This is a genomic window from Mycetocola sp. BIGb0189 (assembly GCF_024810155.1).
GTDB lineage: Bacteria > Actinomycetota > Actinomycetes > Actinomycetales > Microbacteriaceae > Mycetocola > Mycetocola lacteus.
The window spans coordinates 325,963-341,226 of the sequence record NZ_JANUED010000003.1 but is presented as its reverse complement, the minus strand read 5'-3'; the positions used below and the strand labels follow the sequence as shown (position 1 = coordinate 341,226).

Sequence of the window (15,264 nt, the reverse complement as noted above, 5' to 3'; positions counted from 1 at the left end):
GCGCACGCACCCGACCGGGGTCCCACGATGCCCATCAGCGTTGATTCAAGCGCGGCATCTGCGCATTAGACCATCGGGTCTCCCCGGCACCCCCGGCCAAGATCGGAGGCGGCACTACTGGCCGTCGCGGGTACCCCACGTTCGAGGATGTGCACGGTCTTGGTGAGGGTGATGGTGCCGAGGTCGGGGGCGCTCATGCGCACGGTCACCGTGTGCTCTCCCGGGCTCTGGAACACCATTTCCAGCAGCGGAGAATCGCTCGCGCGGTCAAAGACCCCGTTGCCGGTGGTGTCGTACTCATAGTGCACCGGCGTCCCCAGGGGGAGTCCGGACTCGGCGCCAAACAGCATCGACTGGCCCACCAGGCCCGAGGTTGCCGAGTTCAGGGCGGGCAGCGGCGCCGGGACAGGTCGTGGCCCCGCCGCATCCGAGGTGCTGTCTCGTGGGGCGGGGCGTGGAGCGACCGGCCCGGTCGGGCGATCGCCGGCCCACAGGGACGCTGCCACGTCGGCCAGTTCGCGCGCCTTAATGGTGCCCTCGAGCCCCTCAAGATAGTTGAGGTGCGGCTCGGGAACCGTGAGTAGGGCACCGAGACCCCAGAGCCAGCTGTAGCTGCACACCGGATCGCGGGGGTGGCACAGGGCGCTCTTGAACCCGGCAAAATCGTAGAAGTTGTCGGTTGCCGTGCGCTGCTGCTCCCCCATCCACCAGCGAATGATGCCCTGGCCGGAAACCTCACGCTCATTACCGGCACCCGCGGGCTGCTGATAGGGATCACCGAAGGTCATGATGGCCGAGATCTGCCCGGGCAGCGCCTGGGCGAGCGTGCGCGCCGCCATGGCACCCTGGGAATACCCGATCGCGATGTAGCGGGTCCGGCAGCCGGCCGGCTGGGTTGCCGCAAAATCACGCATGACCCGCTCGGCATAGGTTGCCCCGTGGGCGGCCGAATCGATCATGTCATCAAAGATCGTGGTGCGCGCCTGAATCGGCACAGCGGTATAACCCGCGTCCTCGGTGCCACCCACGCCGAGAACAGGAACCTGTCCAATCGAGAAGCCCGCGGGCCACCCGGAATCGGGCTCGACTCCACCCAGAGCATCCACCAGACGGGCCAGGGTGGGCCCCTCCCAACCGTTGGTCACCCGACCGGAGCGGGGATACAGCGTGGGGGCACCGTCCAGGGCACTCACGCCCGGTGCCAGGTTGGCCTCGCCGCTCCCCCGGAAGGCAAGAATCGCCACCGGGGTGCACGTCGCGGACTCCTGCATGCTGTAGCGCGGGAGCGCGATCGCCTGAGCGGGCATCGGCGCGATCACCGCGGGCAGCGCCAGGGCGCCACACAGCACCGCCATGCTCAGAAACGAGCGACCAATCGCACGCACCGCCCGCGGAGCGCCGCGTCCGGTTAGCCAACGCCATCCCGCAGCAAGCACCGCCGTGTGGGATTTCACACGCGCGCTGCGGTCGGGATAACGGGGGTGCTTGCGGGGCACGAGAGACGGGCACTTTCTCTGGGTAAAGCTGCATTCGGGGCAGTAGTGCGGGTGATCCGTTGGGGCAGATCGGGGTGGACCCCGGGGTGGGGGCCCGATGAATCTCGGGGCGAAACGGGTGATGCTGTGATGCCGGGTGACGCTAGGGGGTGTCGCTCACGGAGTCATAAAACAGGTGTTCAAAGACGGCGCGGGAACGACGGGTAATTCGAAGGTAGTCCTGTTCCAGATCACCGGCGGATCCCGCCGGATATTCCAGAATGCGGGCGATGCCCTCCAGTTGGTCTCGATCGCGTGGCAAAACATCCGTAGTGCGATTCAACCACAGGGTCATAGCCGAGCGCACGCGCGACGCAAACAACCATGCTTTTTCGAGCTGATCGGCGTCTTCTTGACCCACAAACTGGTGACGCTGGGCGGCGTGCAGGGCGTCCAGGGTGCTCGTGGTGCGCAGCTCGGGGATCCCGGCTGCGTGCTCCAGCTGGACCAGCTGGGTGAACCACTCCACATCGCTCAGCGATCCTCGCCCGAGTTTGACGTGCCGGGTCGGATCGGCGCCCTTGGGGAGGCGCTCCCCCTCCACTCGAGCCTTGATCCGGCGCACCTCGCGCAGCTCGGCGGCGTCGATCGAGGCCGGGTAGCGTACGGTGTCGGCCAGCGCGGTGAAATCCGCACACAGGGCGGGGTCGCCGGCGATCGGGCGGGCACGCAGCAGGGCCTGTGCCTCCCAGGTGAGTGACCAGCGAGCATAGTATGCGCGGTAGGAGTCGAGCGTGCGCACCAGGGCACCATTGCGCCCCTCGGGGCGGAGGTCGAGGTCCAGATCCAGTGGGAGGCGGGCATCCTGGCTCAGCCTGCTGAGCTCGGTGGCGATCTTCCCGGCCGCGCGGGCGGCACGCTCGGGGTCGAGGGCGACGGGGCGATACACGTAGATGATGTCGGCGTCCGAGCCGAAGCCCAGCTCGCCACCGCCGAGGCGCCCCATGCCGATGATCGCAAACTCCAGCTGGGTGTCGTCCAGCGTGGCATCCTCGCGGATCAGATCCAGCAGGCCGCCGATGGTCACCTCGGTGATGACCGTGAGCCCGGTGGCAATGGTGCGCACGTCGCACACCCCGAGCACCGAGGCCAGCGCGAGGCGCAGGATCTCCCGGCGACGCACCCGCAGCACCGCGCGGGCCGCACGGTCGGGCTCGCTGTAACGGCTGCGAATTGCCCGCACCTCGGCCGCCAGCGCCGCCTCATCCCGCGGATGCATCAGGGTGTCGGATTCCAGCCAGGCCGCGGCCTCGGGGAACTTATCCAGCAGCTCGCCGATGAAGCGCGAGCCACTCAGCACCTTGGTCAGGCGCTCGGCTACCCCCGAGGAGTCCCGCACCATGCGCAGGAACCAGTGGGTGCTGCCCAGGGCGTCGCTCAGCCGGCGGAAGGCGAGCAGCCCGTAGTCGGGGTCGGCGCCGTCGGCCAGCCAGCGCAGCAGTACCGGCAGAAGGTTGCGCTGGATCGCCGCGCTGCGGGAAATGCCGTTGGTCAGCGCGGCAATGTGGGCGAGGGCCCCGGCTGGATCGCGGAAACCAATCGCGGCCAGGCGGGCACCGGCGGCCGCGGTGGTCAGACGGGTCTCGTCCATGCCCAGCTCGGCCACCGCGCTCAGCAGCGGACGATAGAACAGGCGCTCATGCAGCTGGCGCACCCGCTGTTTGGTGGCCTCCCAGCGCCGCACCAGATCGCCCCCGGAGGCGGCGAGGTGGGAGCCACGGGCAAGGATGCGCAGGGCGTCATCCTCGCGCGGCATCAGGTGTGTGCGACGCATCTGCTGAAGCTGCAGCCGGTGCTCGAGAACCCGGAGCAGGCGGTAGTCCGCCATGAACTCGCCGGATTCCTCGCGCCCGATATATCCGGCATCCGCCAGGGCGCGCAGCGCGGCCACGGTGCCGCCCACCCGCACGCTCTCGTCGGCGAAGCCGTGCACGAGCTGCAGCAGCTGCACGGTGAACTCGATGTCGCGCAGGCCCCCGGGGCCCAGCTTGAGCTGGAAGCTCACGTCCTCGGCCGGGATATTGGCGGTCACCCGCTCGCGCATCCGCTGCACCGATTCAACAAAGTTTTCCCGGCCCGAGCTCGCCCAGACCAGCGGATCGATCGCCCGATGGTAGCGCTCCCCCAGCTCGGCATCGCCGGCCAGATGGCGGTGCTTAAGCAGGGCCTGGAACTCCCAGCTCTTGGCCCAGCGGTCGTAGTACGCGAGGTGGGATTCGAGGGTGCGCACCAGCGCGCCCTGCTTTCCCTCGGGACGCAGGTTGGGGTCCACCTCCCAGAGCGCGGGCTCGATGGCCGACTCGGAGATGCTGCGCATCAGGATCGTGGCCAGTCGGGTCGCGATCACGATCGCCCGCTGGTTGTCGATCTCGGCATCCGCGGCCGCCTCGGCCACAAAAATGACGTCCACATCGCTCACGTAGTTGAGTTCGCCGGCGCCGGCCTTGCCCATGCCGATGATCGCCAGCCGGGTCGCGGCTACCTCGTCGCGGGGGAAGCGGGGTAGCTCCCCCGCGGGATCCGCGGCGACCGCGCGGGCTATCAGCAGCGCGGCCGAGAGCGCCGCGGCGGCGGCATCCGAGAGCGCCCGGGCCACACCGTCGAGCACATCGCGGGGGTCCTCGGCCTCGGTGTCCACCCGGACGATACGCAGCACCTCGCGACGATAGGCGATCCTGAGCGCCACGATCGCCTCACGCTCGGGCAGGGTCGCAAACCCATCCTCCTCACCCACGGCGAGGGCCAGACGCTCCCGCATCTCGGTGGCGGTGGGCAACACCAGGGTCGGTTCGGCCAGCACCCGGCTTTCCTCGGGATGGCGCAGCAGGAAGTCGGCCAGCCCCTCGGACACTCCGATAACCCGAATCAGCGCACGACGCCACAACGGATCCGCGGCAATCTCGCTCAGCAGATCGGGCCGGGTCTCCCCCAGGCGCAGCAGCGTGCGCAGCGCCTCATCGGGATCGGCGGCCGCCGCAAACTCCTCCAGGGTGTCCGGCTCCACCGGCCAACCCACCTCACCCAGCTGCTCGATGAGGGTGCGGGCGGCGGTGAGCTCGGCAAACCCGATCCGCGCAAGGACGCTGAGGCCCGTGGCCGGACGCGGCACCGCTAGAGAATTTCGATGTTTTTGGCGAGCTCGTACGGCGTGACCTGCGCGCGGTACTCGTCCCACTCCTGACGCTTATTGGCCAGCACGTAGTTGAACACCTGCTCGCCCAGGGTTTCGGCGACCAGCTCGGAGCGCTCCATCAGCGAGATCGCGCTGTCCAGGCTTGAGGGTAGCGGGGCGTAGCCCAGCGCGCGACGCTCGGCGTCCGAGAGTGACCAGACATCGTCCTCGGCCTCCGGCGGCAGCTCGTAGCCCTCCTCGATGCCCTTGAGCCCCGCGGCCAGCAGCAGCGAGTAGGCGAGGTAGGGGTTGGCGGCCGAGTCGATCGCGCGGTACTCCACCCGGGCGCTCTGCCCCTTATTGGGCTTATACAGCGGGACACGCACCAGTGCCGAGCGATTGTTGTGACCCCAGCAGGCGTAGCTGGGAGCCTCGGCAAGGTTATTGCTGCCGACGCTGCCCCACAGGCGCTTATAGGAGTTCACAAACTGGTTGGTCACCGCGGTGATCTCCGGTGCGTGGTGCAGCAGCCCGGCGATGAACTGGCGACCCACCTTGCTCAGCTGGTACTGCGCACCGGCCTCGAAGAACGCGTTGGTGTCGCCCTCGAACAGCGAGAGGTGCGTGTGCATGCCCGAACCGGGCTGGTCGGACATCGGCTTGGGCATGAACGTGGCGTACACACCCTGCTCGATCGCGACCTCCTTGATCACCGTGCGGAAGGTCATGATGTTGTCGGCGGTGGCCAGCGCATCGGCGTAGCGCAGGTCGATCTCATTCTGACCGGGACCGGCCTCATGGTGGCTGAACTCCACCGAGATGCCCAGGTCTTCCAGCATCCGCACGCTGCGACGACGGAAATCGTGGGCGGTGCCCCCGGGGACGTTGTCGAAGTAGCCCGCGGAGTCCACCGGAATCGGGCCCTCGGGACCGATCTGCGCGGACTTCAGCAGGTAAAACTCGATCTCCGGGTGGGTATAGAAGGTGAAACCGCGGTCGGCGGCATGCGCCAGCGCGCGCTTCAGGACGTTACGCGGGTCGGTGTTTGCGGGCTGACCATCCGGGGTCGTGATGTCGCAGAACATCCGAGCTGTCGGGTCCTGACCGCTGCGCCACGGCAGGATCTGGAAGGTTGAGGGGTCCGGGTGGGCCAGCAGATCCGATTCGAATCGACGGGACATGCCCTCGATGGCCGAACCGTCAAAGCCCAGGCCCTCGGTGAAGGCACCCTCCACCTCGGCGGGGGCGATCGCGACGGATTTCAGGGTACCCACAACATCGGTGAACCACAGGCGTACAAACTTCACGCCGCGCTCTTCAATCGTCCGCAGGACGAAATCTCGCTGCTTATCCATGGGCTCCTCTTTCCCGCGACCGCACGTGCTCGCTGTGTCTAGATTAGTGGTTCGAGCACCCCCGCCGGAATGGGGTGACGGGTGTTTCGCGCAGTCGAAACACCCTGTTTACATTGGACTAGTCGTTCTCGGCGTCCTCGCGTGCCCAGCGCTCGGCGTTTTCGCGCAGTTTGTCCATGGCGTGGGCGGCCTCCTCACGGGTTTCAAAGGGTCCCACGCGGTCGGCGGCGGGCGACACGAGTCCCTGCTCCACCTCGCCGGTGCGGGAGTTGTACCAATACTGCGTTGTCGGATCGGTTGCCATAGTTCCTCCTTGATCAGGGCCTAGACTGATCCTATGCCTCAGGACTCCCTTGGAAACCTCATCCCCGGTATCGTCTCGCCGCAGCGTGTCGTGCCCGCCCACATTCCGCGCCCCGAATACGTGGGGAAGGCAGCGCCCGCCCCGTTCACCGGTTCGGATGTCTATTCGGCCGAAGATGTCGAGCGCATTCGCCGCTCGGGCCGCCTGGCCGCCGACGCGATCGCCCTGGTGGAAGAGCACGCGGTTCCCGGCGTGACCACCGACCGGCTGGACCAGATCGCCCACGACTTCCTGATCTCCCACGACGCCTACCCGTCCACGCTGGGCTACCGCGGGTACCCCAAGTCGCTGTGCAGCTCGCTCAACGAGGTGGTGTGCCACGGCATCCCCGATGACACCGTGCTACGCGACGGCGACATCCTCAACATCGACATCACCGCCTACCTGGATGGTTTCCACGGTGACACCAACCGCACCCTGCTGATCGGCAACGTAGCCGAGGAAACCCGCCTGCTGGTCGAGCGCACCGAGGAGGCCCTGCGCCGCGGCATTCGCGCGGTGGCCCCGGGCCGCGAGGTCAACGTGATCGGGCGCACCATCGAGGCCTACGCCAAGCGTTTCGGCTACGGTGTGGTCCGCGACTACACCGGACACGGTGTGGGTGCCGCGTTCCACTCGGGCCTGATCATCCCCCACTACGACTCGGCGCCGCGCTACAACGACGTGATGGTTCCCGGCATGGTCTTTACCATCGAGCCGATGCTGACCCTGGGCGGGATTGAATGGGATCTCTGGGCGGATGACTGGACGGTCACCACCCGGGACAAGAGCCTCACCGCGCAGTTTGAACACACCCTCGTGGTCACCGAAACCGGTGCCGACGTGCTGACCCTGCCGAGCGCAAAATGAGCGCCGCACACGCCGTCGGCATCGATATCGGCGGAACCGGAATCAAGGGTGGCATCGTGGATCTCGCCTCCGGTGAGCTGATCAGTGACCGGATCAAGATCCTCACCCCCGAGGGCGGACGTCCGGATGACATCATCAAGACGGTCGCCGAAATCATCGACCGCCTGGGACCGGACGCCGAATCCGTCCCGCTGGGTGTCGCATTCCCCGCAATTGTGCGCGGAGGGAAAACCATGTCCGCGGCCAATGTATCCAAGGAATGGATCGGCCTGGATGCTCACGCGCGCTTCGGTGAGGCGCTGGGCCGACCGCTGACGTTTGTGAACGATGCCGACGCCGCCGGTTTCGCCGAATCTGAGTTTGGGGCTGCCCGCGGACAGGATGGGCTGAGCCTGGTGATCACCCTGGGGACCGGAATCGGCGCCGGCGCCGTCTACAACGGCACGCTGATTCCCAACTTCGAGCTCGGCCACCTGGAGATCGACGGACACGACGCCGAGACCCGCGCCTCGTACCGCGCCAAGGAGCGCGACGACCTGGACTGGGCCGAGTGGGCGGCACGCCTGCAGCGCTACTTCGAAACGCTGGAGTTCCTGTTCTCCCCCGACCGCATCATCGTCGGCGGCGGTGTCTCCAAGCACCACGAGCACTTCCTGCCGCTGCTCACACTCGACGCCCCGATTATGCCCGCGGTACACCGCAATAAGGCGGGCATCCTGGGGGCGGCGGCCTTCGCGGCCCGCGCCCAGTAGTCGCAGAAACGCCGCGGCCCCTCCGAATATTCGGAGGGGCCGCGGCGTTTTACGTGGTGGGAATGGGCCGACTCTTACGCCGGGTTCTGTCCCGAGGGAAATCCCTCATGGGCGACCATCTATCTAGGCCCGCCGTTGCCGACGGGCTCAAGCAATCTACCCGGAAACGGGACGAGCAGCCCCATGGTTTCCTGTCTGATCTTGCTCCGAGCGAGGTTTACCAAGCCGGCCGGGTCACCCCGGTCGCTGGTGGGCTCTTACCCCACCGTTTCACCCTTACCCCCGGAAAACCGGTGGCGGTCTATTCTCTGTTGCACTGTCTCGCGGGTTACCCCGGGTGGATGTTATCCACCGCCCTGCTCTAAGGAGCCCGGACGTTCCTCGTCATCGTTGCCGATGCCGCGATCGCCTTGCCGACCCATTCACCACTACTGTAGCGCGCGCGGCGCCCGCATCCCATTCGGGACCGGCGCGGCGCACGCTGCCTCGGCTAGGCCTGGGTCTGACCCCAGAGGCCGGACTCCTCGGTGCGGACCATGATGGCCGAGCACTCGGGGCACTGCAGTACCTCGTCGAGACCGGCGTTGCGCACGGCCTCCAGCTCGTTGCCGGTGGAGGCAATCTTGCAGGCACCACAGGCACCACGCTGGAACAGGGCCGCACCCACACCACCGCGCGAGCGGACCCGCTCGTACAGGGCGAGCAGGGGCTCGTCCATGCCGATGGTGAGGTTGCCACGCAGGTTTTCCTGGGCCGAGAGCTCCTCGGCGATGACCTCAAGGGACTCGTCCCGGCTGGCCTCGACGGTCTGGATCTGCCCGGTGATCTCGGCCTCGGCGCTGCGGCTGCCGTCCAGGACGGCCTGGGCGGCCTCGACGGCCTCCATGCTGATCAGCTGCGCCTCATCCAGCACGCTGCGACGCACACGCAGCGACTCCAGCTCGGCCTGAATGCCGCTGAGAGCCTGCGGGGTGGCGCTGCCGGATTCGATCAGCTGGTTGTCGCGGGCGATGCGCGCATCCACCACAACCGAGTCTGCCTCGAGGCGGTCCAGCTCCACCTTGACATCCTCGAAGCTGCCGAGGTCGCGGGCCAGGGTTCCCCGGGCGGCGTCACGGTCGGCCTCCAGCGAGGCCAGGGCGGCGAGCTCGGGCAGGCTGACTCGACGGTGGGCGAGCTTGGTGATCTCGGCGTCAATGGCCTGCAGGTCGAGGAGTTTGGCTTGCGCGGCGGCGGTGGCTTTCACGGGTTCTCTTTCGCTGGGGAGTGGGATGGCCTGGTGTCACTGGGTGACAACAAAGTCCCACGGGTCGGTGCGGATGTCACTCACCGTGACGGTGAGCTCGGGCAGGGAGGCACGGAGCTGCGCGGCGGCGGCATCCAGCCACAGCCATTCGCTTGCCCAGTGCGAGGTATCGATGAGTGCGGGTCCCGATCCCAGCAGCGCCTGTTCGCGCGCCTCGGATGCGGGATGGTGACGCAGATCGCTGGTGATGTACAGGTCAGCACCGCGTACGGCGGCCTCACCCAGCAGGGAGTCCCCGGCACCGGCGCACAGTGCGATGGTGCGGATCTCCTGATCGTATTCTCCGGCCGCGCGGATCCCGGTCGCGGTCGCGGGGAGGATCTCCGCGAGCTCGCGCGCGATCTGCCCCAGGGTCTTGGGCTCGGGCAGGGTGCCCACACGGCCGATCCCTCGGGTCGGGGATTCGCCGGGCAGGATGGGTGTGGTCTCGACCAGCCCCAGGCGATCGGCAAGAACCTGCGAGGTACCCGCCTCGACCACGTCGGCATTGGTGTGGGCGGCCAGCAGGGCGGCCCCACCACGAATCAGCGTATGGATGACCGACCCCTTATAGCGGTCGGCGGCAACCGAGGTCACCCCGCGCAGGAGGAGCGGGTGGTGGGTGATCAGCAGCTGGGCACCCACCGCCAGGGTTTCGGCGGCGGTTTCGGCCACCGGATCCACCGCGAGGTGCACCGCGGTGACCTGCTCGCGCGGGTCACCGGCGATCAGCCCGGACGCATCCCAATCGGATGCGCCACGCGCCGGCCAGAGGCGTTCGGTCACGTCGAGGATCTGCTGCAGTGTGTAGGTCACGACTCCAGGATACGGCCTCCCGGGCCCCGCGCGCTCCGGGCATGCCGAGAAGCCCTCGTGGAGAAGCGGCGCGCGCGACCCTTCGACACACCGAGGCCACATTCAGACCCCGGGTTTAGGATGGGTTGACGTAGCGACCAGCGCCGTTCCCTGCTTCCCGTCCCCCGAACCGGAAGGAGGAGCGATGAGCTCCGACCACGAAATCAATTTCCGCACCCGCAAGTGGGTGCGTCCCGAAGATCTCAACGCCAACGGCACCCTGTTTGGTGGCAGCCTGCTGCGCTGGATCGATGAGGAGGCCGCGATCTACGCGATCCTCCAACTGGGCAACCACCGCGTCGTCACCAAGCTGATCTCGGAGATCAACTTTGTCAGCTCCGCCAGACAGGGCGACATCATCGAGATGGGACTGCGTGCCACCCACTTTGGCCGCACCTCGCTGACCATGCGTGCCGAGGTGCGCAACATGTTTACCCGCCAGTCGATCCTGACCATCGAGAAGATCGTGTTTGTGAACCTGGACGAATCGGGCACCCCGGTCCCCCACGGCTATGACACGATCACCCTGAATCGCGACCGCCTGCCACACGGCATCAGCCCCGCGGATATCGTGACCGTCTAACCGACACACCGCGCACCATCGTCGCCCCCGGAACCAGCATCCGGGGGCGACGCCTGTTTTCCCCATCGGCAGATAGTAAATCCTTTTGATTTACTATAAAGTGACATCAGAGCCCGAGCTCGGTCTCCGACGCTCGCCCGCACCGTCCGCATCACCGTCGAAAGGACCCCCGCGTGACCTCCCCCCTGATCCTCTCCGGCAACGCCGCCGCCCCCGGAACCCCGCTTACGCACTACTGGAGCACCGTGGTCGGTGCCGGCCGCGCGAACGAGGGCCTGCGCGCCGACTGGCAGCGCCAGCTCACCGAGGCCCGCGCGGTTGCCGACTTCCGCTATATCCGCTTCCACGGACTCTTCCACGACGACATGTTCGTCTACACGGAAAAGGAGGACGGCACCCCGGTCTTCAACTTCCAGTACGTGGATGCCCTGGTGGACGCGCTGCTCGATATCGGCATCCGCCCCTTCGTGGAGCTCGGCTTTAGCCCGCGCGCGCTGGCCCGGGAAACCGAAACCGTATTCTGGTGGGGCGCCCACGGCGCTCCGCCCACCGACTCCGCACGCTGGGCCGAACTAATTGACCGCCTGGTGCGACACTGGATCCGCCGCTACGGCCTCGCCGAGGTGCGCACCTGGTACTTCGAGGTCTGGAACGAGCCGAACCTCTGGGGCTTTTTCCACGGCACCCGCTCGGAGTACTTCGAGCTGTACAGGGTGAGCGCCGAGACGATCAAGGCCATCGACCCGGGCCTGCGCGTGGGCGGCCCGGCAACCTCAAACTTCGTGCCCGACACCCGCTTCGACGGGGAAAAGGAGGACTTCGGGGCGCAGATCGTGGCCGGCCGCGACGACCTGGACACCCTGGACTGGCGTCCGGTCTGGCTCGACGCCTTCCTGGAATACTGCGCCGCACACAACCTCCCGGTGGATTTTGTCTCCACCCACCCCTACCCCACCGACTGGGCGCTGGACGAGCACGGCCAGGGCGAGAAACTGACCCGCGGTGTGGACGCGACCCCAACCGATCTGGCCACCATCCGCCGCATCGTTGACGCGAGCGTCTACCCGAACGCCGAGATCCACCTGACCGAGTGGAGCTCGTCCTCCTCGCCGCGGGACCACACCCACGACACCGTGCCCGCGGCGACGTTTGTGGTGCGCACCATCCTGCACTCGCTCGGCACCGTCGACTCGCTGGCCTACTGGGCCTTCACCGACGTGTTTGAGGAGGGTGGCGCCGGGGACGAACTCTTCCACGGCGGATTCGGCATGTTCACCCTGCCGGGTATTCCCAAGCCCACCCTGCACGCCTATCGCATGCTCAACGGCCTGGGTGATGAACTGATCGCGCGCACCGACGGAACGATCCTCAGCCGGGATGCGGAATCGGGGCGCCTGAGCGCGCTGGTCTATCACTATCCGAGTGAGAAGCCCAAGTCGATCCCCGCGTCCTTTGACTCCCGCGAGGTCGCCGACGCCAACGGCCGGATCGGCTCGCCGCGGACCCTGAGTATCCGCCTGGAGGGCCTGTCCGCGGGTACCCGTTTCGAGGTGGAAACCCTGGATCTGGAGCACGGGAACGCGATCGCCGAGTGGCGGAAACTCGGCGAGCCCGAGGCCCCGACCCGCGAGGAATTGGCGCTGATCAACCGCGGCGCGCGTGCCACCGCCCTTTTCACGGTTTCAGCCGATGAGAGTGGTATTCTCGCGAGGGAATTAGAGGTTTCCCCCTGGGCGATTGTTGCGTTGCGACAACTACCCTAGGCCCACGCATCACGGTGTGGGCGACGGCAGCGCAGCCGTTGCCCACACCCCCGTTCAGTCCCGGAAGGAAATTCGCCACCCATGGCCAGACCCTCGCACCTCACCGAGCAGACGCCGGTCTCCGCGCGTCGCGGCACCAACCTGCCCCGCCTCAAGAACTTCAACGAGTCGGTGGTCCTGGATTCGCTGCGTCGCGCCCCCGACGGGCTGAGCCGGGTCGAGCTGGCCAGCGCGAGTGGACTCTCGGCACAGACGGTTTCGAACATCTGCCGCCGGCTGATCGATCAGGGTGTGATCCTGGATGAGGGCACCGTGGTTCCCTCGGCCGCGGGGGTCGGGGGCAAGCGGCGCACGCTGCTGCACCTGAACCCCGACGCCTACTATGCGATCGGTGTGCACCTGGACCCGGCGGTTGCCACCGTCGCGGTCCTCAACGTGACCGGCGCGGTGCTGGCCGAACGCCGCCACCCGATGCACGATGTGACCGAGCCCGACCGGGTGCTCGCCGACATTGCCCGCCTGGTGTCCGAGCTGATCGACAGCGCGAAGCTTCCCCGCGATCGTATTCTGGGGCTCGGGGTCGCGGCGCCCGGCCCCATTGATCTGGATTCCGGAGTCATCATCGATCCCCCGCAGCTGCGTGGCTGGGGACGGGTCCCCGTGCGGGAGCGCCTGGCCGAACTGACCGGGCTCCCGGTCATCCTGGACAAGGATGTGACCGCCGCGGTGATCGCCGAGCGCTGGGCCGCCGGGCCCGCCGCTGCCGAAGTCGACACCTTCGTCTTTTTCTACATCGGCACCGGCTCCGGCATGGGGCTGGTTGTGAACGACACCGTGCTGCGCGGTGTGTCCGGCAACGCGGGCGAGGTTGGCGGCCTGGACGCCTCCTGCACGACCCGAGACCTGGCCGAGGAGGGGGTGCGCCGCGGCGTGCTGTCCGGGCTGAGCCTGCCCGTCTCCCCCACCGAGGCCGAGGACGCGCTGGCCGATCTGGTCCGCATCGCCCACGATGGCGATGCCGAAGCCCGCGACATCATCGACGGCTGGGCACGCCGGGTCGGCCGCGGGGTTGCCGCCGCCGCAACCCTGGTGGATGCCTCGCTGATCATCTTCGGCGGCCCCGCCTGGACCCTGCTCGCCGAGCGCTTCCTGCCGATCGTGCGCGAGATCGTGGACGCCTCCCCGTTTGTGGAGAAGACCCGCGAAACCGTGGTCACCACCAGCGCCCTGGGCGACGCCGTCGGCGCCATCGGTGCCGCCTCCCTCGTGCTCGATACCCTGCTGTCCGTGCAGCCGCAGTCGCTGGTGCTCCAGTAGGGAACCGCCCAACTGCCGCCTCTCACGCAGGAACCCCGTTGTGATGTTTCACAACGGGGTTCCTGCGAATCTGGGTGCCGGGGCTACGGGCGCTGGGCCGCGCCGTCGGACGCGCGCAGCAGGGCCCAACGGTCGTGCTGGCCGGGGGCGGTGACCGGGTATTTCCGGGCGGCCGCCTCGTCGAAGTCCACGCCGAGGCCGGGCTTGGTGCTCGGGTAGAGCACGCCGCCCCGCGCGACCGGGGCACCGGGGAACACCTCGAGGGTGGCCTCGCGGAATCCGGCGGCCTCCTGCACGCCGAAGGCGTGGGAAGACACGTTCATCGCAACGTTCGCCGCCTGGCCGAGCGGGCTGACGTCGCCCGGGCCGTGCGGGGCCGAGCGTACGCCGAACAGCTCGGCGGCCGCCAGGATCTTGCGGGTCGTGGTGAGTCCACCCAGGGTGGGGATCCGCAGCCGGGCAAAGTCAATCGATCGGGTGGTGAACAGGCGCGTGTACTGGGACGCCTCGGTGTACAGCTCACCCACCGCGAGCGGGGTGGATCCGGCCAGGCGCATCTCGGCAAAGTGGTCGGCGTCCTCGGGGGCCAGCAGGTCCTCCACGAAGAACAGGCGGGCGGGCTCAATCTCGGCCATGAAGCGTCGCGCCTGGGCGGGGGTCAGTCGCTCATGCGAGTCGTGCAGCAGCTCAACGCCGTCGCCCACCAGCGAGCGGATCTCGGCCAGCACCGGCGGGACGTGGTGGAGGTAGGACAGCGAATCCCAGCGGTCCTCGCGCAGGTGCCGGCGACGCTCCTCGGCGGCATCGGCGGCCGCGGTTCCGTAGGTGTCGGTTCCGGGCACGGCCACCTGCACACGCACGTGACGGTAGCCCTTCTCGGTGGCGGCCAAAACCTTGTCGGCAATCTCGCCGGCGGTGAAGCCATCCACATGGGTGTAGGCCGCGGCACCGTTGCGGGCGCGTCCGCCGAAGAGCTCGTGCAGCGGCAGGCCCGCGCGCTTGCCGGCGATGTCCCACAGGGCCACATCGATCCCGGCCAGGGCGTTATTAGCGATCGATCCGCCGCGCCAGTAACCGCTATTCAGCAGTAGGCGATGGATGTCCTCGATGTCGGCGGCGGGGCGGCCGATGATCATCGGAGCGAGGTAGTCGTTGACCACCGAGGCGATGGCCAGCGTGCGCTGCGGGTCACTCGAACACCCCAGTCCGTAGAGGCCGGGCACGTTGGTTTCGACCCGAACGATCACGTAGGGGCAGCCCTGTGGGGCGGTCAGGAAGGTGGTGACGCCGGTGATCCGCACGGTGTCGTCGCGGTCGAGGTCGGCGGGGTCGGTGTCCCAGGGTGCGCGGGCCAGCACCACACCATCGGTGGGCTCGGCGGCGGTGAGGGCGAAGGGGAGGTCGGGCGAAGTCGTCATTGTCTAGCGTTCCGTTTCGGGGTGGTGGCTGCTTTGCCAGGGGTCTTGGAAACGTGTCTCACACGGATTTTCGAAT

General features: G+C 67.7%; 12 protein-coding genes and 1 other RNA gene. 5 read left to right on the top strand and 8 right to left on the bottom strand.

Annotation, left to right across the window (positions count from 1 at the left end; all coding sequences use genetic code 11):
- Positions 1 to 65: 65 nt before the first annotated feature.
- The 4 genes from M2390_RS06400 to M2390_RS06385 all read right to left on the bottom strand — a co-directional run bounded on the left by M2390_RS06400 (position 66) and on the right by M2390_RS06385 (position 6,306).
- Positions 66 to 1,355 (bottom strand): cutinase family protein, encoded by a 1,290-nt coding sequence (locus M2390_RS06400; RefSeq protein ID WP_259177673.1) that lies wholly within the window; start codon positions 1,353 to 1,355, stop codon positions 66 to 68.
- 283 nt (positions 1,356 to 1,638) lie between these two features.
- A complete protein-coding gene (locus M2390_RS06395) occupies positions 1,639 to 4,644 on the bottom strand; it encodes a bifunctional [glutamine synthetase] adenylyltransferase/[glutamine synthetase]-adenylyl-L-tyrosine phosphorylase (protein WP_259177672.1) in 3,006 nt (1,001 codons plus the stop codon).
- Positions 4,645 to 4,646: 2 nt separating this feature from the next.
- Positions 4,647 to 6,002, bottom strand: a complete 1,356-nt coding sequence (locus M2390_RS06390; protein ID WP_121688691.1) for a glutamine synthetase family protein — start codon at positions 6,000 to 6,002, stop codon at positions 4,647 to 4,649.
- Between the two features lie 118 nt (positions 6,003 to 6,120).
- Positions 6,121 to 6,306 (bottom strand): SPOR domain-containing protein, encoded by a 186-nt coding sequence (locus M2390_RS06385; RefSeq protein WP_121688692.1) that lies wholly within the window; start codon positions 6,304 to 6,306, stop codon positions 6,121 to 6,123.
- Positions 6,307 to 6,339: 33 nt separating this feature from the next.
- Between M2390_RS06385 and map the strand changes: the two genes are divergently transcribed.
- Together map and ppgK are read left to right on the top strand one after the other, a co-directional pair.
- Positions 6,340 to 7,215 carry a type I methionyl aminopeptidase gene (gene map / locus M2390_RS06380; protein ID WP_259177671.1) on the top strand — a complete coding sequence of 292 codons (876 nt, stop codon included), beginning with the start codon at positions 6,340 to 6,342 and terminating at the stop codon, positions 7,213 to 7,215.
- The gene (gene ppgK, locus M2390_RS06375; RefSeq protein WP_259177670.1) at positions 7,212 to 7,967 is read left to right on the top strand and encodes a polyphosphate--glucose phosphotransferase; all 756 of its coding nucleotides are present in this window, start codon (positions 7,212 to 7,214) and stop codon (positions 7,965 to 7,967) included. Before map ends, ppgK begins: the two co-directional genes overlap by 4 nt.
- A gap of 59 nt (positions 7,968 to 8,026) precedes the next feature.
- Here ppgK and rnpB read toward each other — a convergent pair.
- From rnpB to M2390_RS06360, 3 genes are all read right to left on the bottom strand, one after another.
- Positions 8,027 to 8,388: RNase P RNA component class A (gene rnpB, locus M2390_RS06370), an RNA gene on the bottom strand.
- A gap of 69 nt (positions 8,389 to 8,457) precedes the next feature.
- Positions 8,458 to 9,213: a zinc ribbon domain-containing protein gene (locus M2390_RS06365; protein ID WP_259177669.1), complete on the bottom strand. Its 756-nt coding sequence runs from the start codon at positions 9,211 to 9,213 to the stop codon at positions 8,458 to 8,460.
- A gap of 36 nt (positions 9,214 to 9,249) precedes the next feature.
- Complete coding sequence (locus tag M2390_RS06360) at positions 9,250 to 10,068, bottom strand: Nif3-like dinuclear metal center hexameric protein (RefSeq protein ID WP_259177668.1); 819 nt, start codon at positions 10,066 to 10,068, stop codon at positions 9,250 to 9,252.
- A gap of 184 nt (positions 10,069 to 10,252) precedes the next feature.
- Here M2390_RS06360 and M2390_RS06355 point away from each other — a divergent pair, with 184 nt between their 5' ends.
- From M2390_RS06355 to M2390_RS06345, 3 genes are all read left to right on the top strand, one after another.
- On the top strand, positions 10,253 to 10,690 hold the full coding sequence (locus M2390_RS06355; protein WP_081864069.1) for an acyl-CoA thioesterase: 438 nt from the start codon (positions 10,253 to 10,255) through the stop codon (positions 10,688 to 10,690).
- 173 nt (positions 10,691 to 10,863) lie between these two features.
- Entirely contained in the window at positions 10,864 to 12,453 is a 1,590-nt protein-coding gene (locus M2390_RS06350; RefSeq protein WP_259177667.1) for a GH39 family glycosyl hydrolase, read from the top strand.
- A gap of 81 nt (positions 12,454 to 12,534) precedes the next feature.
- Positions 12,535 to 13,770: an ROK family transcriptional regulator gene (locus M2390_RS06345; RefSeq protein WP_259177666.1), complete on the top strand. Its 1,236-nt coding sequence runs from the start codon at positions 12,535 to 12,537 to the stop codon at positions 13,768 to 13,770.
- An 83-nt stretch (positions 13,771 to 13,853) separates the two neighbouring features.
- Here M2390_RS06345 and M2390_RS06340 read toward each other — a convergent pair whose 3' ends face one another.
- Complete coding sequence (locus M2390_RS06340; protein ID WP_259177665.1) at positions 13,854 to 15,188, bottom strand: enolase C-terminal domain-like protein; 1,335 nt, start codon at positions 15,186 to 15,188, stop codon at positions 13,854 to 13,856.
- Between the last annotated feature and the right edge of the window lie 76 nt (positions 15,189 to 15,264).

Coding starts and splice junctions, on each gene's coding strand:
- ppgK (WP_259177670.1), top strand. CDS start 7,212: ATGAGCGCCGCACACGCCGTCGGCATCGATATCGGCGGAACCGGAATC.
- M2390_RS06385 (WP_121688692.1), bottom strand. CDS start 6,306: ATGGCAACCGATCCGACAACGCAGTATTGGTACAACTCCCGCACCGGC.
- M2390_RS06345 (WP_259177666.1), top strand. CDS start 12,535: ATGGCCAGACCCTCGCACCTCACCGAGCAGACGCCGGTCTCCGCGCGT.
- M2390_RS06400 (WP_259177673.1), bottom strand. CDS start 1,355: ATGGCGGTGCTGTGTGGCGCCCTGGCGCTGCCCGCGGTGATCGCGCCG.
- M2390_RS06390 (WP_121688691.1), bottom strand. CDS start 6,002: ATGGATAAGCAGCGAGATTTCGTCCTGCGGACGATTGAAGAGCGCGGC.
- M2390_RS06340 (WP_259177665.1), bottom strand. CDS start 15,188: ATGACGACTTCGCCCGACCTCCCCTTCGCCCTCACCGCCGCCGAGCCC.
- map (WP_259177671.1), top strand. CDS start 6,340: ATGCCTCAGGACTCCCTTGGAAACCTCATCCCCGGTATCGTCTCGCCG.
- M2390_RS06355 (WP_081864069.1), top strand. CDS start 10,253: ATGAGCTCCGACCACGAAATCAATTTCCGCACCCGCAAGTGGGTGCGT.